The 21,356-nt window shown below is 68.1% G+C and carries 18 protein-coding genes and 1 pseudogene; 7 read left to right on the top strand and 12 right to left on the bottom strand.

Translation table 11 applies throughout. The features are described from left to right. Positions 1 to 91: 91 nt before the first annotated feature. The gene (locus tag H4N58_RS05460) at positions 92 to 2,878 is read left to right on the top strand and encodes an FAD/NAD(P)-binding protein (protein WP_167252052.1); all 2,787 of its coding nucleotides are present in this window, start codon (positions 92 to 94) and stop codon (positions 2,876 to 2,878) included. Here H4N58_RS05460 and H4N58_RS05455 read toward each other — a convergent pair. From H4N58_RS05455 to H4N58_RS20910, 11 genes and pseudogenes are all read right to left on the bottom strand, one after another. Then, the gene (locus H4N58_RS05455; RefSeq protein ID WP_167007297.1) at positions 2,865 to 3,389 is read right to left on the bottom strand and encodes a hypothetical protein; all 525 of its coding nucleotides are present in this window, start codon (positions 3,387 to 3,389) and stop codon (positions 2,865 to 2,867) included. The two genes, H4N58_RS05460 and H4N58_RS05455, sit on opposite strands and share 14 nt — an antisense overlap. After that, on the bottom strand, positions 3,386 to 3,979 hold the full coding sequence (locus tag H4N58_RS05450) for a nuclear transport factor 2 family protein (RefSeq protein WP_167252053.1): 594 nt from the start codon (positions 3,977 to 3,979) through the stop codon (positions 3,386 to 3,388). The genes H4N58_RS05455 and H4N58_RS05450 overlap by 4 nt, the downstream gene beginning before the upstream one ends. Next, complete coding sequence (locus H4N58_RS05445) at positions 3,976 to 5,142, bottom strand: MlaD family protein (protein ID WP_167252054.1); 1,167 nt, start codon at positions 5,140 to 5,142, stop codon at positions 3,976 to 3,978. The genes H4N58_RS05450 and H4N58_RS05445 overlap by 4 nt, the downstream gene beginning before the upstream one ends. Next, positions 5,142 to 6,536, bottom strand: coding sequence for an MCE family protein (locus H4N58_RS05440; protein ID WP_167252055.1), 1,395 nt, complete (start codon positions 6,534 to 6,536; stop codon positions 5,142 to 5,144). The genes H4N58_RS05445 and H4N58_RS05440 overlap by 1 nt, the downstream gene beginning before the upstream one ends. Then, complete coding sequence (locus H4N58_RS05435) at positions 6,533 to 7,567, bottom strand: MCE family protein (RefSeq protein WP_167252056.1); 1,035 nt, start codon at positions 7,565 to 7,567, stop codon at positions 6,533 to 6,535. Before H4N58_RS05435 ends, H4N58_RS05440 begins: the two co-directional genes overlap by 4 nt. Further along, on the bottom strand, positions 7,564 to 8,595 hold the full coding sequence (locus H4N58_RS05430; protein ID WP_167252057.1) for an MCE family protein: 1,032 nt from the start codon (positions 8,593 to 8,595) through the stop codon (positions 7,564 to 7,566). Before H4N58_RS05430 ends, H4N58_RS05435 begins: the two co-directional genes overlap by 4 nt. Further along, on the bottom strand, positions 8,595 to 9,602 hold the full coding sequence (locus H4N58_RS05425; RefSeq protein ID WP_167252058.1) for an MCE family protein: 1,008 nt from the start codon (positions 9,600 to 9,602) through the stop codon (positions 8,595 to 8,597). Before H4N58_RS05425 ends, H4N58_RS05430 begins: the two co-directional genes overlap by 1 nt. Next, positions 9,599 to 10,888, bottom strand: a complete 1,290-nt coding sequence (locus H4N58_RS05420) for an MCE family protein (protein ID WP_167007285.1) — start codon at positions 10,886 to 10,888, stop codon at positions 9,599 to 9,601. The genes H4N58_RS05425 and H4N58_RS05420 overlap by 4 nt, the downstream gene beginning before the upstream one ends. Beyond that, positions 10,885 to 11,739: an ABC transporter permease gene (locus H4N58_RS05415; RefSeq protein ID WP_167007284.1), complete on the bottom strand. Its 855-nt coding sequence runs from the start codon at positions 11,737 to 11,739 to the stop codon at positions 10,885 to 10,887. The genes H4N58_RS05420 and H4N58_RS05415 overlap by 4 nt, the downstream gene beginning before the upstream one ends. Before the next feature lie 5 nt (positions 11,740 to 11,744). Beyond that, a complete protein-coding gene (locus H4N58_RS05410; protein ID WP_243843143.1) occupies positions 11,745 to 12,494 on the bottom strand; it encodes an ABC transporter permease in 750 nt (249 codons plus the stop codon). A gap of 585 nt (positions 12,495 to 13,079) precedes the next feature. Continuing rightward, positions 13,080 to 13,520, bottom strand: a pseudogene (locus H4N58_RS20910) (ABC transporter ATP-binding protein); the annotation flags it as partial. Positions 13,521 to 14,212: 692 nt separating this feature from the next. Between H4N58_RS20910 and H4N58_RS05405 the strand changes: the two are divergent. After that, complete coding sequence (locus H4N58_RS05405) at positions 14,213 to 14,842, top strand: hypothetical protein (protein ID WP_167007283.1); 630 nt, start codon at positions 14,213 to 14,215, stop codon at positions 14,840 to 14,842. 101 nt (positions 14,843 to 14,943) lie between these two features. On the opposite strand, the gene H4N58_RS05400 is transcribed toward H4N58_RS05405, so the two are convergent. Then, the gene (locus H4N58_RS05400) at positions 14,944 to 15,750 is read right to left on the bottom strand and encodes a hypothetical protein (protein WP_167007282.1); all 807 of its coding nucleotides are present in this window, start codon (positions 15,748 to 15,750) and stop codon (positions 14,944 to 14,946) included. 467 nt (positions 15,751 to 16,217) lie between these two features. On the opposite strand from H4N58_RS05400, the gene H4N58_RS05395 reads away from it, so the two are divergent. From H4N58_RS05395 to H4N58_RS05380, 5 genes are all read left to right on the top strand, one after another. Next, a complete protein-coding gene (locus H4N58_RS05395; RefSeq protein WP_167252059.1) occupies positions 16,218 to 16,913 on the top strand; it encodes a hypothetical protein in 696 nt (231 codons plus the stop codon). A 118-nt stretch (positions 16,914 to 17,031) separates the two neighbouring features. After that, entirely contained in the window at positions 17,032 to 17,157 is a 126-nt protein-coding gene (locus H4N58_RS20575; RefSeq protein ID WP_255490697.1) for a hypothetical protein, read from the top strand. 193 nt (positions 17,158 to 17,350) lie between these two features. After that, on the top strand, positions 17,351 to 18,928 hold the full coding sequence (locus H4N58_RS05390) for a hypothetical protein (RefSeq protein WP_182397149.1): 1,578 nt from the start codon (positions 17,351 to 17,353) through the stop codon (positions 18,926 to 18,928). Positions 18,929 to 18,936: 8 nt separating this feature from the next. Then, the gene (locus H4N58_RS20905; protein ID WP_182397183.1) at positions 18,937 to 19,206 is read left to right on the top strand and encodes an Ig-like domain-containing protein; all 270 of its coding nucleotides are present in this window, start codon (positions 18,937 to 18,939) and stop codon (positions 19,204 to 19,206) included. Positions 19,207 to 19,405: 199 nt separating this feature from the next. Further along, positions 19,406 to 21,262: an Ig-like domain repeat protein gene (locus H4N58_RS05380; protein ID WP_182397148.1), complete on the top strand. Its 1,857-nt coding sequence runs from the start codon at positions 19,406 to 19,408 to the stop codon at positions 21,260 to 21,262. Positions 21,263 to 21,356 lie beyond the last annotated feature (94 nt).

Genomic DNA, 21,356 nt, shown 5'->3' with positions numbered 1-21,356 from the left:
AGCCGGGCCAGCGGAAGCACCAAGCTTCGTCAAACTCAACTTGGTCACTATAGTTACCAGGGTCAGTGCTCCGTCCGGACCGAGGTGACCTGTGACCGCTCCCCGCCGTACCCGCCCGACCGTCGTCATCGTCGGCGCGGGAGCATCCGGCACGTTGGTCGCGCTGCATCTCACGCGGACCGCTGGCGGACGCTCCACCGGCGTCGACGTCGTCCTCGTCGACCCGGCCGACCGCTGGGGCCGCGGCCCGTCGTTCGGGACGCTCGACGACCAGCACCTCCTCAACGTCCCCGCCGCGGGGATGAGCGCGCTCCCCCAGGACCCCGCGCACTTCGTGGCGTGGCGCACCCGCGAGGATCCCGAGCACGGCAGCGATCCCGGCACGTTCGCCCGGCGCCGCCAGTACGCGCGCTACCTCGACGAGACGCTGACCGAGACCTACCAGGGTCCGCCCGGCGAGTTCGCGTCGCTGCGCCACCACCGGACCCGGGCGGTCGCGCTGCGCCGTACGCCGTCCGGCGTGGTCGTCGCCACGGCCGACGGGCGTGAGCTCGCCGCCGACGCGGTCGTCGTCGCCACCGGCCTGCCCGCTGCCGGGCACACCTGGGCACCCGACGCGCTGACCGACTCGGCCTTCTTCGTCCCCGACCCGTGGGCACCCGGCGCACTCGACGTCGTCCGCAGAGACCGCTCCGGTCCGGGCGACGTCCTGCTCGTCGGTACGGGACTGACGGCCGTCGACGTCACCTTGTCGCTCACCGACGTCGGGTCCCGCGACGACCGGGTGGTCCGCGCGATCTCCCGTCACGGCCGTCTCCCCCGCCGCCACGCCTCCGAGCTCAAGCTCGCCGCCATCCCCGACGTCTCCGACTGGGGCGACGACCTGGCATCGATCCTCGACGCCGCGGCCCGCCACCTCGCGAGCGTGCGCCGTGACTCTGGCGACTGGCGGCCGGGCGCCGACGGGCTGCGGTTCCAGGTGTCGACGCTGTGGGGGCGCCTGAGCGAGGCCGACAAGCGCGCGTTCGTCGCCGACCACGCCGGCGCCTGGAACGTCCTGCGGCATCGCATGGCCCCGTCGAGCGCCGCGCTGATCGGCGGCCTGCGCCAGGCGGGGCGGCTCGTCCTCGGCACCGGCTCCGTCCTCGGCGCCGAGCCGCTGCCGGGCGGCGGGCTGCGGGTGCGGGTCTCGACAGGCTCGACCAGCGAAGGGGGCGAGGCCTCGTACGACGTGGGCTGGGTCGTGAACTGTACGGGGCCGCGTGCCGACATCCGGACGGTCGGCGACCCGTTCCTCGACGACCTCCTCCGCCCGCGCGGCGGCGCTGCGCTGGCCGAGGTCGCGACGGCCGGCATGGGCCTTCGTACGCAGGGTGGTCGCCTCGTCGACTCCGAGGGGCGTGCCGACGCTCCGGTCTGGACGCTCGGCGCGCTGCGTCGCGGCGAGCTGTGGGAGTCGACGGCGGTGCCCGAGATCCGCAGCCAGGCGCTCGCGGTCGCCACCTCCGTCCTCGACGCGGTCGCGCCGCAGCCTCGTCGCCTCGCGGACGGCCGGCTCGTCAGCGGTCACCACCCGGCGGCCCGTCCTCGTGACCCGCTGGGCCTCCCCCTCTCGACGACGGCCGAGGCCGCCGCCGCGTACAACGCCGGTCTCGAGCGCCTCATGCGACTGCAGGACAACGTCGAGGTGCCGTTGCGCGAGGCGGTCGCGCACGACCCCGACTTCGCGCTCGGGCACGCGACGCTGGCGCTGCTCGGCCACGAGGCCGGAGCCGACGCCGACGTGCAGGCCTCGCTCGAGGCCGCCCGGCGCGCCGTCAGCAAGCGCGGCGACGAGCGTGAGCGCAGCCTCGTCGATGTCGTCGGGCAGCGTGTCCGCGACGTCCGGCACAAGGGCGCGCGGGCACTCATGAACCACCTCGCGACGCACCCGCGCGACATCCTCGCGGTCTCGGCCGCCGTCCCGACGATCGCGTTCTCCGGCGTCACCGACGTGCAGCAGGAGGCGTGGGACCTCGTCGAGGGCCTGGCGCCCGCGTACGGCGACCACTGGTGGTACATCTCGCTGCTCGCCTTCACCCGCCAGGACCAGGGCCGCTTCGAGGAGGCCGGCCTGCTCGCGGAGAGCGCGCTGTCGTGCGAGCCGTCGTCAGGCCACGCCGTGCACGCGCTGACGCACGTCATGTACGAGACGGGGCAGCACGAGGGCGGACGCGTGTGGCTCGATCACTGGGTCGCCGAGAGCGGACGCTCCGCGAGCCACCGCGCGCACTTCTCGTGGCACGCCGCGCTGCACGAGCTCGCGCTCGGCGACACCGAGGCCGTACGACGCCGCTACTACTCGCAGCTCGCCCCGCCGACCGTGACCGGGGTCCGCGCGCTCATCGACTCGGGCTCCCTGCTGTGGCGCTGGCGCATGACGATGTCGGAGGCGGCGCCGCCCGTCCAGCCCGTCCTCGACGCTGTCGATATCGCGCTCCTCGAGCGGCCGGAGACGCCCTTCGTGGCGCTGCACGCCGCCCTCGCGCTCGCCGGCGCAGAGGAGCACCAGCGGCTCGCCGCACTCGCGCAGCACTGCCGCAACTCGCCCGAGGCAGCCGTCCGTACGGCCGTCGCGACCGTGTGCGACGCCCTCCTGGCGGCAGGCGAGCAGCGCTGGACCGACGCCATCGCGCTGCTCGACGACGTCCTGCCCGTGCTCGTCCAGGTGGGTGGCTCTGCCGCGCAGCGCGAGGTCGTCGAGGAGACGCTGCTCTTCTGCCTCGTCAGCGCCGGTCAGGCCGAGCGTGCGAGCGCGCTGCTCGACGCTCGCCTCGACCGGCGGGCGTACCCGCTCGACCAGCGCCGTCGCGCCAACCTCACCGTCACAGTGGGGTGAGGCCCGTGACTGTCCAGGCGCCGTCGACCTTCTTGGCCTCGACCGCCAGCTGCGCCGCCGAGACGCTCGCTTCCTTGTCGTCGACGCGCTGAGACGACTGGTCGAGGAAGACCAGCAGCGTGGCGGTGTCGTCGGTGAGCTCCTTGACCGCCGCCATCTGGACCTGGGCGGTGAGCACGAGCTGCTGACCGGGAGCGCGCTCCTGGAGCGACGCGAACAACGTGTCGTACTCCTTGCGCGCGTCGCCGGACAGCACCTCGTCGGCAGCCTGCTCGGTCGTCGTCGGGTCGTCGTAGCTGTAGCTGAGCACCCGGGTGAGCGCCCGCGACACCTCCGACTGGACCTCGGCCGTCGCGGTCGTGTCGACGACGGCGAGGTTCTGGGCGGCGGGTGTCGAACGGATGTCGTACGCCATCCAGACACCGACGAGCCCGAAGACGGTCAGGGCGACCAGGAGGGCCAGCACGAGGTGCGGGCGCAGTACGGAGAGCCGCGTACGCACGGTCGTCACGAGAGGTTCACCGCCACCTGCTGGAGGTTCTCGAGGAGCCACTGGTCCCCGACCTTCACGGCGTCGGCGCTGAACCGGTTGCGCTTGAGGGTCGGCTCGGCGTCCGGGTCGGCATCGTCCTTGACCGTCACCTCCACCGAGGCGACGACGGTCGCCGTGTCGCCGTCGAGCGAGAAGACAGCGCTGTCGACGACCTTGCCCGTCGAGATCTTCTTCTGGTCGGCGAGCAGCTGACGTTCGTCGTCACCGACCTGGGCGAGCTGGTCGTGGAGCGTGCCGGTCGTGACGTCCATCCATGCCTCGAGGCCAGCGTCCACCTCGCGGTAGTCGAGGGTGTTCATGGTCTCGATGTGGTGGGTCGCCGCGATCAGCACCTCGTCACGGACCTCGGCCTGGCTGAGCTGCTCGTCCGTGGCGGCGCTCCACCACAGGAAGACGCCGACGGCGAAGACGAGGGCCGCCGCAGCCGGCAGGACGAACCGTCGCCAGCGCGGCGCGCCCGCCGTCGTCGTGTCGCTCGCCACAGTCGCTTCGGACGGGTCGTTCGCCTCGTCCGTGTCGGCCGGCTCCTCGATCTGGTCCACGGTCATTCGCTCCCTCCCAGGAGGTCGCCCATCGTCGACGGGACGGTCACCTTCGCCGCGGCCGAGCCGTTGCTCTTCTTCGGCAAGCTGTGAGGTCCGCGGACGTTCTTCCCTGAGCTCGGGCTCGCGGTGCAGCGCGCCTTCTTGTTGAAGGGCTTGCCCGCGCTCGTGTCGGTCCCCTCGCGCAGCTCGGTGCCACCGTAGCCCGCCACACAGGGCAGCGGGTCGAAAAACGTGGGAGTGAGCCCGAGGTTCAGGCCCTTCGAGCCGTTGACCGCCCACCCGATGCTGATCGCCTCGGGGATGCGGATGAGCGCGTCCTCGACACCCTGGGAGTTCGTGCCGAAGACCTGTGCCGTCGAGACGAGGTTGCTCATGAGGACGCCCAGCGGGACCCCGACGTCCTTGAAGAGCTGGTTGATCTCCTGGGCCGCGACCGGCGAGCTGGCGATCAGCGCACGCAGGTCGCCGTCGGCATCGGCGAGCGTGGTGGCGAGGAGGTCGAGGCTCTCGCTGTAGCTCTTGATGCTGTCGGCGGCAGCGAGCTGCGTGTCGAGCACCGTCTCGGAGTTGCGGATGAGCGCGGCGCTGACGAGGAAGTTCTTGTCGGCGATCTCGTGGAACTCCAGCGACGCGTCGAGCAGCTGCGTGAGGTCTCCGCTGGCCCCCTGCGAGAGGTTGTACCCCTCGTCGATGACCGTCGTCAGGTCCTCCTGGGGCACCGAGTCTGCGAAGTCGCGGGACGTACGGAGGAGCACGTCGATCGGCTGCGGGATCGCCTCCTGGCCCGCGCTGAGCTGAGCGCCCGCGGCGAGCGTCTCGCCCCCGGTGTCGCCCCGCAGGTCGATGTACTGCTCGCCGATCGTCGAGCGGTTCGCGACCTTGACGGTGACGTCGGCCGGGATGTCGGGCGCGTCGGCGTCGATCTTGAGAACGGCCTCGACGCCGTCGTCCGTGGCCTTCAAGCTCTCGATGCGCCCGATCGGCACCCCGCGGTAGGTCACCTCGCCGTTGGTGAAGATGCCGCCCGTCTCGGGCAGCGACACGGTGATCTTGTAGCCGGAGCCGAACAGGTTGATCCCCACGTACTTCGCCCCGAGGTATGTGGTGGCGAGCAGCGCGACCACCACGAACGCGACGAGCTGGGTCTTCGTACGACCGGTCAGCATCAGTCGTCACCCTCCTTCGGTGGGGTCGCGGGGTCGTCCGGCGTCGCGCTCGGCGACTCCGGGGCCGTCGGCGACGGCGACTCCGGAGACGGCGAGGGTGAGGGCGACGGCGAGGGCGAGGACGGACCATCGGTTGGTACGGGGATCGTCGGCCCGGGCGCACCCGGCGTCGGCGAGTCCGTGGGCGGCAGCAGCGTCGGCGGGTCGTTCCGTACGGTCAGGCGATCCGCGTCCACCGGACTCGGCGCGGGTTCGGTCCGAGCGCTGCCCGGCACCTGCGGCCACGAGCACCCGGCCGCCTTGCAGCCCGCCGGAAGCGTCCGGAAGTTCGTCGTGATGAAGACGTTCATGTAGTCGCCCTTGATCGCGCCGAGCACCGAGTCCGGGAACGGGTACGTCAGCAGGATCTCGAGCGACTTCGGAAGGTCCTCGCCCGCCTTCGCAAGCTGTTCGAGGATCGGCTCGAGCAGCTCGAAGTCGGCGACGATGTCCTTCTGCGCCTTGTCGAGCGTGTCGACCGTGACGTCCGAGAGACGGTCGAGCGCCTTGAGCATCGCGACGAGCTGCGTGCGCTGCTCGACCAGGACCTCCATGCCGGGGCTCAGCCCGTCGAGCGCCGACGCGATCTTGTCGGTGTCCTGCTCGAGCGTCTGCGACAGCGAGGCGAGCCCGTCGATGGCATCGGTGATCGCGCCCTTGCGCTCGTCGAGCGCGGTGACGAATCCCTCCATCTCACGGAGGAAACCCTTGATCTCCTCCGGGCGCCCCTTGCTCACGGCCTGCAGCTCACGGGAGATCTCCTGGAACTGCCCGATCCCGCCGCCGTTGAGCACCATCGAGAGCGCGCCGAGCACCTGCTCGACCTGCGCGGCCTGGGAGGTCGCCGCGAGCGGGATCTCGTCGCCGTCGCCGACCGGGTCGCCTGGCTCGGCGGCGGCCGGGCGTACCAGCGCCACGTACTTCTCGCCGAGCAGCGAGGTCTGCTGGAGCCGGGCGGTTGTCCCTGCGGGCAGCCGCACGCTGTCGTTGACGACGAGCGTCACCTTGGCACTGCGGCCGCCGGGATTCAGCGCGATCTTGGAGACACGACCGACGTCGACGTTGTCCACCTTGACGCTCGACTGCGGGACCAGGTCGAGCACGTCGTCGAAGTCGGCAGTGATCGTGACCGGGTCAGAGCCGACGTCCGCGCCGCCGGGAAGCGGCGCGTCGTACACGCTGCCGACGCTGCAGCCGGTGAGCGTCAGGGTCGCGGTGGCGGCGAGGATGGCGGGTTTCGACAGGCGGGGTTTCGACAGGCTCAACCAGCGGGTGCTCGGTTTCGACAGGCTCGGTTTCGACAAGCTCAACCAGCGGCGGGGTTTCGACTGGCTCAACCAGCGGGGCTTCCTCATCGGTCCTCCCCTAGCCCGGGCAGGAGCACCGGCGGCGCGTCGTCGGACGACTGGGCGTCGAGGCCGTTCGTCGACCACAGCGACAGCTCGTTGAGGTTGCCGCGCCCGTCGACGGTGTTCGTCTCGATGTTGTACGCGTTGAGGAAGTTCTGGAGGGCCAGCGGGATGGTCTGCACGGCCTCCTCAAGCGACTTCTGCTGGTTGACCAGCACCCGGGTCGGGCCTTTCAGCTTGTCGACGCTGGTCTTGAGGTTGCCCCGGTTGTCGCGGATGAAGTCGTCGAGGACGGCCAGCGAGTCACCGAGGCTCGCGATCGCGCCGGCCATGCTCTCGCGGTCCTCGGCGAGATAGTCGGCGACCTCGGCGAACTGCCGGTTGACCTGGGCCACCGACGTGTCGTTCTCGACGAGCATGTCGTTGAACTCCTTGAGGTTCGCGATCGTCGCGAACAGGTCGTCGTCGGAGTTGGACAGCGTCTTGGTGGCCTTGCCGAACTCGCCGAACATCTCGTTGATGTCGGCGCCCTGGCCCTTGAGGTTGTCCGCGGCGACTGTGAGCAGCTCGGACAGTGCACCGTTGCGGTTGGCGCCCTCGGGCCCGAGCTTCTGGCCGACGTCGTTGAGGCTCGCGTAGAGCTCGTCGATCTCGACGGGCACCGCGGTCTTGGTGATCTCGTCGCCGGACTCGAGCTTCGCTCCCCCGACGTACGGCTCGGTGAGCTGGACGAACCGGTCGCTGACCAGCGTCGGCGCGACGATCACGGCGCTCGTGTCCGCGGCGACGTGCTGGCCCCGGTCGAGCTTCATCGACACGCGGACCTGACCGCCTTCGGGCTCCACCGCCGTCACGGTGCCGATCGCGACGCCGAGGACCTGCACGTCCGATCCTGGATAGAGGCCGATCGTGGCGTCGAACAACGCGGTCACCTCGGTGCCGCCCGCGGCGATCACCCGGTCGGACGCGAAGCCGGACAGCCCGAGCGCGGCGATGATGACCGCACCGATCGTCCACTGCTTGAGGTTGATCCTCATCGGGCACCTCCAGCCTTCGGCGAGCAGTTGCGGAGGACGTCGTTGTCGAGGACCGGCCTGCCCTGGGCGTCGAAGAGGCCGCAGATGTACGAGTCGACCCACCGTCCGTTGCCCATCGAGGTCGCCAGCATCCGGTAGTACGGGCCGATCTTGGCCAGCGCGGCGTTGAGGTTGTCCTGGTTGCGCTGAAGGATCTCGGTGACCTCGTCGAGCTTGGCGAGCGCCGGGCGCAGCTGCTCCTCGTTGTCGGCGACGAGCCCCTTCATCTCACGGCTGAGCGACGCCGTGCCCTCCCACATCGCCTTGACCGCGTCGCGCCGCGCCTGCAGCTCGCCGAGCAGGTCGCTGCCGTCGGTGATGATCTTCTCGAACTCATCGTTGCGGTTGCGCAGCGTGCTCGTGACCTGCGTCGTCGACGCGAACAGCTCGGCGAGCTCTTCGTCGCGGCTCGAGATCGTCCGCGACAGGTCGGTCAGTCCCGCGACCATGGTCTGCACCGACTCCGGGGTGTCACGGAAGGCGTCGGCGAGCGTCAGGAAGCTCTCCTCCATCTTCTCCGTGTCGATCTCGTCGATCGTCGTCGAGAGGTCGGAGAACGCCGCGTTGACGTCGTACGGGGTCATCGTGTGCTCGACCGGGATCGCTCCGTCCAGCGGCGTCGTCCCGGCCGGTTCGAGCGCCAAGTACTTCTGGCCAAGCATCGTCTTGACCTTGACCGCGGCCCTCGTCTCGCTGCCGAGCTCGACGTCCTTGATCCGGAACTTCACGACGACCTGAGCGCCGTCGAGGGAGATCTCGGTGACCTTGCCGACCTTGACGCCGGCGACCCTGACCTCGTTGCCCTTCTTGAGACCGCCGCCCTCGGCGAAGCGCGCCTCGCGGATGTCGCCGCCGCCGATCACCGGCATGGCGTCGGCGTTGAACGTCACGAGGAAGACCAGCGCCATCGAGAGCATGCCCACGATCGCGAGGACGACCTTGTTGCGCTCCGCGAACGACGTGGGATATCTGCGCTTGACCCGACTCATCAGCGGCACCTCCCTGCGACCGGCTTCACGCCGAGATCACCCATGTAGCCCTCCGGCATCGGGATGCGGCCCTCGATGGAGCACACGTAGAAGTTGAGCCAGGAGCCATAGCTCGCGAGGCGACCGATCTTGTCGAGCTTGGCCGGGAGCCGCTGGAGGAAGGTGTCGACGACCTCCTCGTTGTCGGCGAGCACGGCCGACACGTCCTCGAGCGCCGCGATCGAGCCCTTGAGCGGCGGCCGTGTCTCCTCGAGCAACGCGCTGACGCTCGTGGTCAGGGCCCCGATCCCCGCGATCGAGTCGCCGATCGCGGCGCGGTCGGCGGCCAGCCCGCTGACGAGCTTCTGGAGGGTCACCAGTGTCGTGTCGAGCTGGTCCGTACGGTCATTGACGACCGTCAGCACGTCGTTGAGGTTGGTCACGAGCTGACCGATCACCTCGTCGCGCTCGGCGAGCGTCGACGTGAGGCTGGCCGTGCTCGACAGCAGCCCCTCGACGGTCGCGCCCTCACCCTGGAAGACGGCGATGATCTCCGAGCTGAGCTGGTTGACGTCGTCGGGGTTCAGCATCTTGAACAGCGGCTGGAACCCGTTGAACAACATCGTCAGGTCGAGCGCCGGCCGGGTCTCGCTCACGGTGAAGGTGTGCCCCTCGGGCAACGGCGCGCCGGTGGTCTCCGCCGGCATCAGCGAGATGTAGCGCTGGCCGACGAGGTTGCGGAACCGCAGCTGTGCGGTCGCGCCGGTCGTCAGCGTGACGGTGTCGGAGATCGTGAAGGTCACCTTGGCGACGCTGCGGTCGGCGACCTCGATGGTCTCGACGGTGCCGACCTTGACGCCCGCCATCCGTACGTCGTCACCCCGGTTGAGGCTGGTCGCGTCGGAGAACAGCGCCGTATAGACCGTGGACTCGCCGCTCGTGCTGTTGCGGATCGTGCCGGCGAGCGCGAGGGTCGCCAGGACCGTGACCACCGTGAACACGATGCTCTTGATCAGGGTCGAGGTCATTTGAGCGTCACCTTCGTGTGGCGGAGGGTGGGGCCCACGAGAAGGCTCGACCAGGACGGGTACTCGGCCGGCGCCAGGCCCTGGGTCGGCGCGACGAGCTCGGCGATGAGCTGGTTCTCGCCGGGCGAGTTGGCCTCACCGAGCCCGCCGCCGTCCGCGAACTGCTGCTCGAGGCGGCTCGACGGCGGCGCGGGGATCGCCGGTGGCTCGTCCGCGGCCCGTACGGGGGTCGTACCGGTCTGGCCGTTCATGTACGGGCACCGCGGCTTGCCGTTGCTGCGGTAGCGCGGGCGGTCCTTGCCTGGCAGGTACTTGCCGCGGGACTCGACGACGTTGAGCACGACATGGATGCCCGGCTCGTCCGTCCCGGCGCCGAGCACGTCGTCCATCTGCGGGACGAACGCGCTGGTGGCCCGGAGCAGGCAAGGGAACTGCGAGGCGTACGGGGCGGTGGCCTTCAGCGCGACGCGGCTCTCCTCCGAGAGGACGATGATCGTCTTCTTGTTGTCCTTGACCCAGCCGGTGGTCTCGTCTCCGGCGGCGATGACGTTCGCATACACCTCGCCGAGCTCGGTGCGTTGCTCGGTCAGCGTCTTGGAGGTGGTCGTCATCGTGTCGAGCGCGTTGATGAGGTCGGGCAGCGCCTCTTCGTACTCGACCGCGAGCTCACCGAGCTTGCCGAAGTCCTCGGCCATCTGCGGCACCAACGGGTTCATCTTGTCCATGTAGCCGGCCCAGCTCGACATCGAGTCGCCGATCTCGGTGCCGCGTCCGCGCAGGAACGCGGCCAGCTCGCCGAGGGTGGCGGACAGCTTCTCGGGCTGGATCGACTGGAGCAGCGGGAGGAGCTCGTCGAAGACCTCCTCCAGCTCGATCGCCTCGTCTGAGGTGTCCTGGCGGATCGTGTCCCCCGACGAGAGCGCGCCGCCAAGGGACTCCTCGGGTGCTTGGAGCGCCACGTATCGCTCACCGAACAGTGTCTTGGGGAGCAGCCGCGCGACCGTGTCCGGCGGGAGCTCGTCGGCGATCTCGGGCTCGAGCGCGAGGGTGAGCGTGGCCCCTTCCTCAGCGGCCTCGACCGACGTCACCGTCCCCACGGGCACACCGTTGAGCTTGACGTCGGACCCCTTCTGGAGGGCGTTGCCGATCGTCCCGGTCGTCAGCCGGACGTCGGTGCTCGACACAAACGCCTTGTTGTACACGAGCATCGCGGCAGTGACGAACGCCGCGATGAGCAGGAAGTAGCCGACGCCGAGGAGGCTGTCGAGCAGTCGCGTCGACCTCATCCGGCGATCCTCACCGTCGTCGTCGTGCCCCACATCGCCATCGACAGGACGAGGTCGAGGACGGCGACGGTGACGATGCTGCGGCGCACGGAGTGACCGACCGCCGTGCCGACGCCTGCCGGACCGCCGCTCGCCTTGAAGCCGAGCCGGCAGTGGATCAAGATGATCAGCACCGCGAACACGAGCACCTTGGCGAACGACAGCAAGATGTCGATCGGTGGCAGGAACAGGTTGAAGTAGTGGTCGTACGTGCCCGCCGACTGCCCTCGGAAGAAGACGGTGACGATCCGCGAGCCCGCGTACGAGGTGAGCAGGCCGATCACGTACAGCGGGATGATCGCGATGAATCCGGCGACCACCCGGGTGCTGACGAGGAACGGGACCGCACCGACACCCATCACCTGCAGCGCGTCAATCTCCTCGCTGATCCGCATCGCGCCGAGCTGAGCGGTGAAGCCCGCGCCAACGGTCGCCGAGAGTGCGAGTGCGGCGACGAGCGGGGCGATCTCCCGGGTGTTGAAGTAAGCCGAGATGAACCCGTTGAGGGTGGACGTGCCGATCTGGTCGAGCGCGGCGTAGCCCTGCATGCCGACGACGGTGCCGACGAACAGGCTCATCCCGACCATCACGCCGACGGTGCCGCCGATGACGGCGAGCGCACCGGATCCGAAGCTGACCTCGGAGAGGAGCTTGAGGACCTCCTTCGGGTAGCGGCGGATCGCGGTCGGAATGGCGGCGATCACCTGCCCGTGGAAGCGGATGTCCTGCCCGGTGTCGGCCAGCGCGTCCAGTGCCTTGTCCCACGGCCGCCGTCGGCGGACACGAGGCGCGATGTCGGGGGTGGAGGTCATGACGGTCAGGCTCCCTTGCCGGGCACCAGCTGGAGATACAGCGTGGTGAGGACGAAGTTGACGAAGAAGAGCAGGAGGAAGGTGATGACGACCGACTGGTTCACCGAGTCGCCGACACCCTTGGGTCCGGGGCGGGTGTTGAGGCCCCGGTACGCCGCGACGACGCCGGCGATGAAGCCGAAGATGACGGCCTTCAGCTCGCCGACCCACAGGTCGGAGATCTGCGCGAGGGCGGTGAAGCTGGCGAGGTAGGCCCCGGGGGTGCCGCCTTGCACGACGACGTTGAAGAAGTAGCCACCGAGGACACCGACGACCGAGACCAGACCGTTGAGCAGGACCGCGGCCCCCATGCAGGCGAGCACGCGTGGCACGACGAGTCGCTGGATCGGTGACACCCCGGTCACCTTCATCGCGTCGATCTCATCGCGGATCGTCCGTGCACCAAGGTCGGCACAGATGGCCGCACCGCCCGCACCCGCGATCACGAGAGTCGTGACGATCGGTGCCGCTTGTTGAACGACCGCGAGGACGCTCGCCGCGCCGGTGAACGACTGCGCGCCGACCTGGATGGTCAGCGTGCCGAGCTGGAGCGCGATGACGGCGCCGAACGGAATGGCGACGAGCATCGCCGGGACCCAGGACACCGACACCACGAACCAGAACTGCTCGAGCGCTTCACGGGCGGCGAAGGGGCGACGGAAGGTCGCGCGGATCGTGTCCAGGCCCAGGGCAAAGAGGTTGCCGATCTCGTCCAGACCCCGGACGACGGCGGGCTTCTTGCGGAGTGGGGCTACTGGGTCAGTCTCCTCGTCGTCGGCGACGATGAGGGGCGCCTTGCCAGACGAGACCCTCCCGCCGTGGCGAACCGCGCCAGCTCGTACCGCCCCCGACGTCGGGACGAGCTGGCGCGGTAGCACTTCGATGGCGCGCGCCCCGGCGCGCACCATCGTCGCGGTCCCCCCGCCGTCGGGGTAGCCGTAGACCGGCTCCTCCGGACGTTCGTGGACCGTGCTGTGGTCGACCTCTTCGCTCATCCCGATCGGCCCGTCGGGGTCGCCGCTCATGAACTGCGACACGACGGGGTGGTCGGTCAGGAGGAATTCCTCGCGCGGGCCGAACATGACGAGTTCGCGGCGATAGAGCATGCCGAGGTTGTCCGGCAACGTCCGCGCGAGCTCGATGTTGTGGGTGACGACGAGCATCGTCGCGTCGGTCTGCGTGTTGACGTCGAGGAGGAGCTGAGCGAGGTTCGCCGTACGGACCGGGTCGAGGCCCGAGTCCGGCTCGTCGCAGAGGATGATCGACGGCTCCGTGACGAGCGAGCGGGCGAGGCCGGCGCGCTTGCGCATGCCGCCGGACATCTCGCCGGGGAGCTTGTGCTCCTGACCGAGGAGGCCGACCATCTCCAGCTTCTCGGAGACGATCTGCTTGATCTCCTTTTCGGTCTTGTTGGTGTGGGCGCGCAGAGGAAACGCGACGTTGTCGTAGACCGGCATCGAGCCGAAGAGGGCGCCGTCCTGGAAGAGGACGCCGAAGCTCTTGCGCAGCTCGAGGCGCTGCGACTCCTTGGCGCGGCACATGTCGACGCCGTCGATGTGGGCGACACCGGCCTCCGGTTGGATCAAGCCCATCAGCGACTTGAGGAATACCGACTTGCCCGTCCCCGAAGGGCCGAGCAAGGCGGTGATCTCGCCGGGCGGGAGAGTCAGGGTCACGTCACGCCAGATGTTCTGGCTCCCGAAGCTCTTCGTGAGGCCCTCGACCTCGACCGTCCCACCCATGCGTCCTCCGTCGGTTTCCCTGAGCACGCGACGGCGCGCCCTTGATAAGTAGGCGGCGCCGGGCCGCCCCCTCAGGTGACCGGCGCCTGCGATGAAGTTAGGTGTGGTCCCGGTCACGCAACAGAGGGTTGACCAAAGAGGGCCCCTTCGTGACCCTTTCGTGACCATTTCTTGTCACCTGGCTCACAAGGTTTCCGAACCGTGCGGAGGCCCGCCGCTCCAACGCTCCGCAGCCCCTCCGCCGAGCCCGCCACACTGGCCCTCAACTGACCATCTGGATGCTCATGGGACTGAACATCCAGGCCGACCAGAAAGCATCCGACCGTCGCGAGTCTCGACACGCCCGTCGTACGCCCGGCATGGTCACAATGGAGCCGGGCGCGGGGCCACCCGGACCGGCCTCGCGGAGTCTCGATGCGATTCACGAAGATTTCTGCCTGTTGAGGCGCGGTCGGCCTCAGCACCGCTGCCACGCCCCGCATCGCTGACGGCATCGCGTGGGCTTCGCGTTACCTTCGCGACCCGCCACGTCGGTGGATGTTCAGGTACCTGAACATCCACCGACGTGGCACACGGACAGGGCTGCACACATCTGGACAGGTCAATCCCCGTATCGCCAGTGTGAACTCCAGTTACGCCAGTTCGGAAGGCATGCATGAGGCTGCCTTCACCTGTCGCAGGAGGACACGTTCATGACCATGAAGACCACACGTCGTTGGGTTCGTCGGGCCGCCACCATCAGCGCCGCCGCCGCCCTGACCATCGCCCCCGCAGCCGCCGCCAACGCCCTCGGCCTCGAACACGACGCCGAAGGCACCTCCTACATCAACTCCACCGACTCCACCATCAACGTCGGACCCACCACACTGACCACCAACCTCGACGTCAACACCGGCGACTTCACCGGCCACATGCCCCTACCCGGCACCCGCACCAAATTCGAAGTCATCGGCTTCATCCCCGTCGAAGCCGACGTCACCTTCGTCGAAGCCGCCCCCATCACCGGACGCATCGACATCGTCAACAACAACACCCCCGTCACTTCCACCGCCAGCTACTACATCAAACTCTCCAACATCAAGATCGCCGGCTTCCCGACCTTCGCCGGCCCCTTCTGCCGCACCAAGGACCCCGTCACCATCCCCGCCAACACCCCCGCCGGCGGCAACTTCAACCTCATCACCGGCGGCACCCTCGGCGGCACCTACACCATCGGAGACTTCCAGCACTGCGGCCTCAACACCTGGCTCATCAACCTCCTCGTCCCCGGATCAGGCAACACCCTCAACATCAACGTCACCAACGGCCGCATCCTCGGCTAACACAAAGCCAGGCGTCACGAAGGAGAGCCCGGGAGCCTGATGACAGACTCCCGGGCTCTCTTCCTTGAGACGAGAGCGCACCTACGACATGGCCGTGGACCTCAGTCGCCACGCTTCGGATACGGAAACTCCGCAGGAAGCTGATCCATCTCGCAGCCCGCCGCTTCTGGTGTCGACTCTCCCGGCGCCGGCGGAAGACCTCCCAGTGGCGACTTCTTCGTGCAGATCCCCGCACTGACCTGGAGCTTGATCGGGTTGCCAGGACCCGAGACCGTTGCCGTCACAAGTCGCGACACGTCGTCGCCACTCTTGGTTACGCAACCCGAGAACGCAGGAACGTCGACCGTCCCGGCAAGTCGTCCACCAACGGCGACTCGGTAGTGCTTGCTAAGGTCCATCTCCGTCTCCGATAGATCGCCGCCGCCATCCCCCAACACGGAGAGTTTCGCTGGCCGCACAGTCCGGCATTGCCCGGCAAGTCGGAGATCCTTGCCATCCACCTTGACGGCCAGCACCTTCACCCAGAGCACGTCGTCGATCTGGGAGTCGTGGTAGAAGTTGACGACCACCCCCGGCGTGCCGGTGTCAACGTCGTGGTCGGTCGTGAAGGTGAGCCCAATCGGCAGCCCGTCCGGGCCTCGCCGCTGACTGATCTGGACGACCGCTTCCACGGGAATCGCACCGAAAGCGACAGTCCTGACCGTCACAGGCTCCATGTCTCCGTAGTTGTGCCTGGAACCAGGCGGAGACACGAAATACACGAAGTTTCTGAAATGGTTCGTGCTTGACCATTGATGCTCGGGCGGGTAGTTCGAGAACGACAACTGGCTCCACGCGGCCGTCGGAACAGTGGGAATCCGCACCCACTGCTTTGCTCGAACCATGTGGGTCATGGCGGTCTGGGCCACCCCAATCCATCCCCCGCCGGGGTATTCCGGCTCTTGATCTGGGAGGCCGGGGTAGGGGACCTCCGCGGCGCTTCGCGCGGCGAAACCACCGAGCAGCACAGCGAGAACTGGGGCTACAACAACCAGGCGAACGCCGCGACGGCGTGACATCTTCCACACGGCGACAGGCTCGCATGCCCCGGGGAGGCGGGCAAGGAAACGGCACAACGGGGTCCTCCCCGACCTCACCATGACCCGTGGATGTTCACGTACGTGAACATCCACGGCTGCGCGCTCAACGAGCGCTCACGCCCAACACGATCTACCACCGAGCGCATCACGGGGCGTCCGATGCTCACCACCCTGAGCATCGGCGCCGGCTTCGGCCAACTTCTCGTCCGCTCCCCTAGACACCGTTCAACCCGGATCGCCAAGGTGGCCTCAGTTGTGACGCCCGTCACAACATGAGTTCGAAGGGGGATCGCACCATGCGATTCAAGAAGACAGCCGCTTTCCTCGGCGCCACCGCCCTCATCCTTCTCGGCGGACCGGCCGTCGCCGGCCCGCCTCACAACCTCTCGATCGGCGGATCCACCTCGGGCACCTACACCGTCACCGGCACGTCGAAGGGCGCGATTGCCTTCAACGTCGTCAACGGCGGCACCACCGTCACTATGGGCTGCACCAGCGCGGGCGCATCCGGCAGCGCCACAGCTGGCGCTGTGCCTGCCAGCGGCCTCATCGCCACCCTGGCTAGCACCACCTGGGGCGGCTGCATCGGCCCCGGCGGCCTGGCGATGACCGTCACCCAGAGCTCGTCGTGGTGCGTCTACCTGGACCCGACCACCCAGACCTCGAACGCCGCCCTGACCGACACTCTCGCCGGTCGCATCGCAGCGTGCAACGGAGCTCCGCAGATGGCCACAGTCCGCGACACTGCGACCAACGGTGCGATCTGTACGTTCACCGTCGCCGGCTTCGCTCACGGCTCCTTCGTGGAGGCCCCCAAGGCCAACGGAACGCAGGACCTGATCGTCAACGAGCCGACATCGCATGTCCACCTGAAGGTCAGCGCTGTGACGGGCTGCCTCGGCGCCATTGCTGTCAACAACCCCGCCAGCTTCAGCGGTACCTACAACGTCAACACCAACGGACCGGGCACCAAGGACATCAATGTCTACTGACCCGCTCAGCTGATGGTTGAGCCGATGTGACATCGGAGGGCGTGTCGGGGTCCACCCGACACGCCCTCTCTCACTTCTCGAGCACCAGAACCTCCACTCAAGCAAGGAGCGCACCAGCATGAAGATCACGCGTCGTTGGGTTCGTCGGGCCGCCACCATCAGCGCCGCCGCCGCTCTGACCATCGCCCCCGCAGCCGCCGCCAACGCCCTCGGCCTCGAACACGACGCCGAAGGCATCTCCTAGCCAGGCGTCACGAGCGATTTCGCTCCAGTGCCCGGGAAGTTGTCACTGGCGTGACAACTTCTCGGGCTCTTTCATGCCACTCTCGCGAATCGCTGGACTAGGCGTGGCCTGCGGCTTTGAATGGCGCGTGACGCAGACCACACCCGCCGCCGTGCGTGCACGCGTGACGGGTCGAGCTCGAAGGAGAGCCACGATGAGTGTTGACCCCCAGAACACCCGCGGTTGGCCAGAGCCAACACCCCGCCACCGCCGCGGACGTGTGCTGGCCGCCGCGGTCGCCTCCCTCGGCCTGACCCTCAGCGCACTCGCCGCCATCCCAGCCAACGCCGTCACCCCCGTACCCCTCGCTCAAGCCGGATCCATCGTCAGCTGGGGACCGGTACAAACCACGCCGTCGACGACCGTTCCGGCCGCACTCGCACAAACCGCGTTCATTGCCATCGACAACGGCGGCGACTTCTCACTTGCCCTCACCGGCGACAACCGAGTCGTGGCCTGGGGCCACAACGGCACCCAGGGCGCTCAACCGCAGAAGGTGCCCACAAGCCTCAACGGCGTCAAGGTAAAAGCCATCGCCGCAGGCGCGAACGCCGCCGGAGTCGTCACTCAGGCTGGCAGTGTGGTCGCGTGGGGATACAAGCGGCCTAGCGGTGATCCGACCCAGGTCCCGGCAGGGCTGACCGGCGTGGTTGATCTCACGCTCGGCAGCGATCATGCCGTGGCCATCAAGAGCAACGGCACCGTTGTCACGTGGGGATACCTTCGCGGCGGGGCCCTGAACGTGCCTGCCGGACTCACCGGGGTCAAGGAGGTTGCCGCCGGCTCCAGCCATACCTACGCGCTCAAGAACGACGGGACCGTCGTCGCCTGGGGACTCAACAACGCAGGTCAGCTCGACCTCCCTGCCGAGCTGACCGTCCCTGGCAACGTCAAGGCCATCGCCAGCCGTAGTCAGGGTGGCCTTGCCATCCTCGCGAACGACACAGTGAAGACATGGGGTCAGGATCCTCATCTGAATGCGATTCCGGACTCGCTCGCAGGCAAGACCGTCATCGCGATCGATGCCAACTCCTGGACGAACATAGCGCTGGACTCGGAGGGCGGCGTCCACCGCTGGGACGGCTTCACCGACCCAACACGGGAGGTTCCTGCGTCGCTGGATGGTGCGCCGGTCACGGCTGTTGCTGCGGGCGTCAATCATGACTCGGTGTTGGTGAGCGATGTGAAGACCGCTGTCGCGCCGCGCGTCACCGGCACCGCACGGCCCGGTCAGACTCTGACCGGCACCGCGGGCACCTTCTCCGGCGCCCCCGACAACGTCACGAACCAGTGGCTGGCCAACGGCACCCCGATCGCGGGCGCCACCGGCACCAGCCTCGCACTGAACGCCACACACCTTGGCAAGCGCATCACCTACCGCTCAACCGCCACCAAGGGCGCGCTCACCCGCACCGCCACCTCCACCCCCACCTCCCCAGTCGCCAAACCCACCCCCACAGTGGGACTGGCGGCGCCTGCGGGTGCGTACGGACGTGCAGGAACGGTCACCGTCACCGTCTCCAACAGCGCCACAGGCACCGTCACCCTCACCTTGAACGGCCGCTCACTCGGCGCCAAGACACTGTCCAGAGGCCGAACGCTCTACTCGATCCCACGAACCACCACCCCGGCCGATGGACCCTACGCGCCTCCTACCACGGCAACACCACCCTCAACACGGCCACACGCACCACCACCTACACCGTCACCAAAGCCCGCCCCGGCACCGTAAAGACCAAGATCACCAAGAAGCCCTCCAGCCGCAAGAAGGGCAAGGCCACCATCACCATCGCCCGCCCCACCGGCCTGACCGCCCCCAGAGGCAAGGTCACCCTCGTACTCAAAAAGGGCTCCAAGAAACTCAAGACCACCGCCACCGTCCGCAACGGCAAAGCCACCGTCAAACTCCCCAAGACCACACGCGGAACCTGGAAAATCACCACCACCTACACCGGCGACACCCGCTACACCCCCGCCAAAGCCAAAACCATCAAGCACAAAAGCAAATAGGACGAAGCACGCTTGAGTATCAGGCGGTCTCCAGAGCCCGGGAAGTTGTCACTGGCGTGACAACTTCTCGGGCTCTTTCATGCCACTCTCGCGAATCGCTGGACTAGGCGTGGCCTGCGGCTTTGAATGGCGCGTGACGCAGACCACACCCGCCGCCGTGCGTGCACGCGTGACGGGTCGAGCTCGAAGGAGAGCCACGATGAGTGTTGACCCCCAGAACACCCGCGGTTGGCCAGAGCCAACACCCCGCCACCGCCGCGGACGTGTGCTGGCCGCCGCGGTCGCCTCCCTCGGCCTGACCCTCAGCGCACTCGCCGCCATCCCAGCCAACGCCGTCACCCCCGTACCGCTCGCTCAAGCCGGATCCATCGTCAGCTGGGGACGCGCGACCGAATCGGGAGCCACGACCGTCCCCGCAGCCCTGTCGGACACAGCCATCACTGCCATCGCTAATGGGCACAGCTTCTCGGTTGCGCTGACCGGCGACAACCGGGTCGTGGCCTGGGGCCACAACGGCACCCAGGGCGCTCAGCCGCAGAAGGTGCCCGCAAGCCTCAACGGCGTCAAGGTGAAAGCCATCGCCGCGAGCGCGGACAACGCTGGCGTCGTGACACAAGCCGGCACTGTTGTCGGCTGGGGCTATAAAGCGATCACGGGCGATCCGACAAAGGTGCCCGCCGGGCTGTCAGGTGTCGTCGACCTCACGATCGGCGCGAAGCACGCGGCCGCGGTCAAGAGCGATGGCACCGTTGTCACGTGGGGAAACCTCGCTAGCGGCGGCGCACTCGCGGTTCCTGCCGGGCTGACTGGTGTCAAGAAGGTTGCCGCCGGCGACAGCCATACCTACGCGCTCAAGAGTGACGGGACCGTCGTCGCCTGGGGACTCAACAACGTCGGTCAGCTCGACCTCCCCGCCGAGCTGACCATCCCTGGCAACGTCAAGGCCATCGCTAGCCGCCGCTTGGGCGGTCTCGCCCTACTCGCGGACGGCACAGTGCGGCAGTGGGGCCCGCAGGACGCGTATCCCATCCCTGCTTCGCTGACCGGCAAGACGGTAGTTGCGATCAGCGCCCAGTACGTCGAGGCAATGGCGCTGGACTCCGAGGGCGGGATTCACCGCTGGGACGACTCCTCGGATCCCGCAATGGAAGTGCCTTCCTCGCTGAGCGGCGCGCCGGTCACAGCTATCGCCGCCGGCGGAGCGCACGACTCCGTGATCGTGGCGGATGTGAAGACCGCTGTTGTGCCTCGCGTCACCGGCGTGGCACGGCCCGGTCAGACTCTGACCGGCACCGCGGGCACCTTCTCCGGCGCCCCCGACAACGTCACGAACCAGTGGCTGGCCAACGGCACCCCGATCGCGGGCGCCACCGGCACCAGCCTCGCACTGAACGCCACACACCTTGGCAAGCGCATCACCTACCGCTCAACCGCCACCAAGGGCGCGCTCACCCGCACCGCCACCTCCACCCCCACCTCCCCAGTCGCCAAACCCACCCCCACAGTGGGACTGGCGGCGCCTGCGGGTGCGTACGGACGTGCAGGAACGGTCACCGTCACCGTCTCCAACAGCGCCACAGGCACCGTCACCCTCACCTTGAACGGCCGCTCACTCGGCGCCAAGACACTGTCCAGAGGCCGAACGCTCTACTCGATCCCACGAACCACCACCCCCGGCCGATGGACCCTACGCGCCTCCTACCACGGCAACACCACCCTCAACACGGCCACACGCACCACCACCTACACCGTCACCAAAGCCCGCCCCGGCACCGTAAAGACCAAGATCACCAAGAAGCCCTCCAGCCGCAAGAAGGGCAAGGCCACCATCACCATCGCCCGCCCCACCGGCCTGACCGCCCCCAGAGGCAAGGTCACCCTCGTACTCAAAAAGGGCTCCAAGAAACTCAAGACCACCGCCACCGTCCGCAACGGCAAAGCCACCGTCAAACTCCCCAAGACCACACGCGGAACCTGGAAAATCACCACCACCTACACCGGCGACACCCGCTACACCCCCGCCAAAGCCAAAACCATCAAGCACAAAAGCAAATAGTCAGTCGTCTACAGCCGACCGGGGTCTCGATGCCAGTTACATGGCCATCGAGACCCCGATCGGTCCAGGTGGCACACATGTCACCCTCACGCTT

Source organism: Mumia sp. ZJ1417 (genome assembly GCF_014127285.1).
GTDB lineage: Bacteria > Actinomycetota > Actinomycetes > Propionibacteriales > Nocardioidaceae > Mumia.
Note: the sequence above shows the minus strand (reverse complement) of the source record. Positions and strands in the feature narration are given on the sequence as shown.

Bases quoted from the DNA above. Each gene is read 5' to 3' on its own strand.
- H4N58_RS05450 (WP_167252053.1), bottom strand. From the start codon at position 3,979: ATGACCGTGGACCAGATCGAGGAGCCGGCCGACACGGACGAGGCGAAC.
- H4N58_RS05430 (WP_167252057.1), bottom strand. From the start codon at position 8,595: ATGAGTCGGGTCAAGCGCAGATATCCCACGTCGTTCGCGGAGCGCAAC.
- H4N58_RS05440 (WP_167252055.1), bottom strand. From the start codon at position 6,536: ATGAGGAAGCCCCGCTGGTTGAGCCAGTCGAAACCCCGCCGCTGGTTG.
- H4N58_RS05405 (WP_167007283.1), top strand. From the start codon at position 14,213: ATGACCATGAAGACCACACGTCGTTGGGTTCGTCGGGCCGCCACCATC.
- H4N58_RS20575 (WP_255490697.1), top strand. From the start codon at position 17,032: ATGAAGATCACGCGTCGTTGGGTTCGTCGGGCCGCCACCATCAGCGCC.
- H4N58_RS05380 (WP_182397148.1), top strand. From the start codon at position 19,406: ATGAGTGTTGACCCCCAGAACACCCGCGGTTGGCCAGAGCCAACACCC.
- H4N58_RS05390 (WP_182397149.1), top strand. From the start codon at position 17,351: ATGAGTGTTGACCCCCAGAACACCCGCGGTTGGCCAGAGCCAACACCC.
- H4N58_RS05395 (WP_167252059.1), top strand. From the start codon at position 16,218: ATGCGATTCAAGAAGACAGCCGCTTTCCTCGGCGCCACCGCCCTCATC.
- H4N58_RS05445 (WP_167252054.1), bottom strand. From the start codon at position 5,142: ATGCTGACCGGTCGTACGAAGACCCAGCTCGTCGCGTTCGTGGTGGTC.
- H4N58_RS05415 (WP_167007284.1), bottom strand. From the start codon at position 11,739: ATGACCTCCACCCCCGACATCGCGCCTCGTGTCCGCCGACGGCGGCCG.
- H4N58_RS05420 (WP_167007285.1), bottom strand. From the start codon at position 10,888: ATGAGGTCGACGCGACTGCTCGACAGCCTCCTCGGCGTCGGCTACTTC.
- H4N58_RS05435 (WP_167252056.1), bottom strand. From the start codon at position 7,567: ATGAGGATCAACCTCAAGCAGTGGACGATCGGTGCGGTCATCATCGCC.
- H4N58_RS05425 (WP_167252058.1), bottom strand. From the start codon at position 9,602: ATGACCTCGACCCTGATCAAGAGCATCGTGTTCACGGTGGTCACGGTC.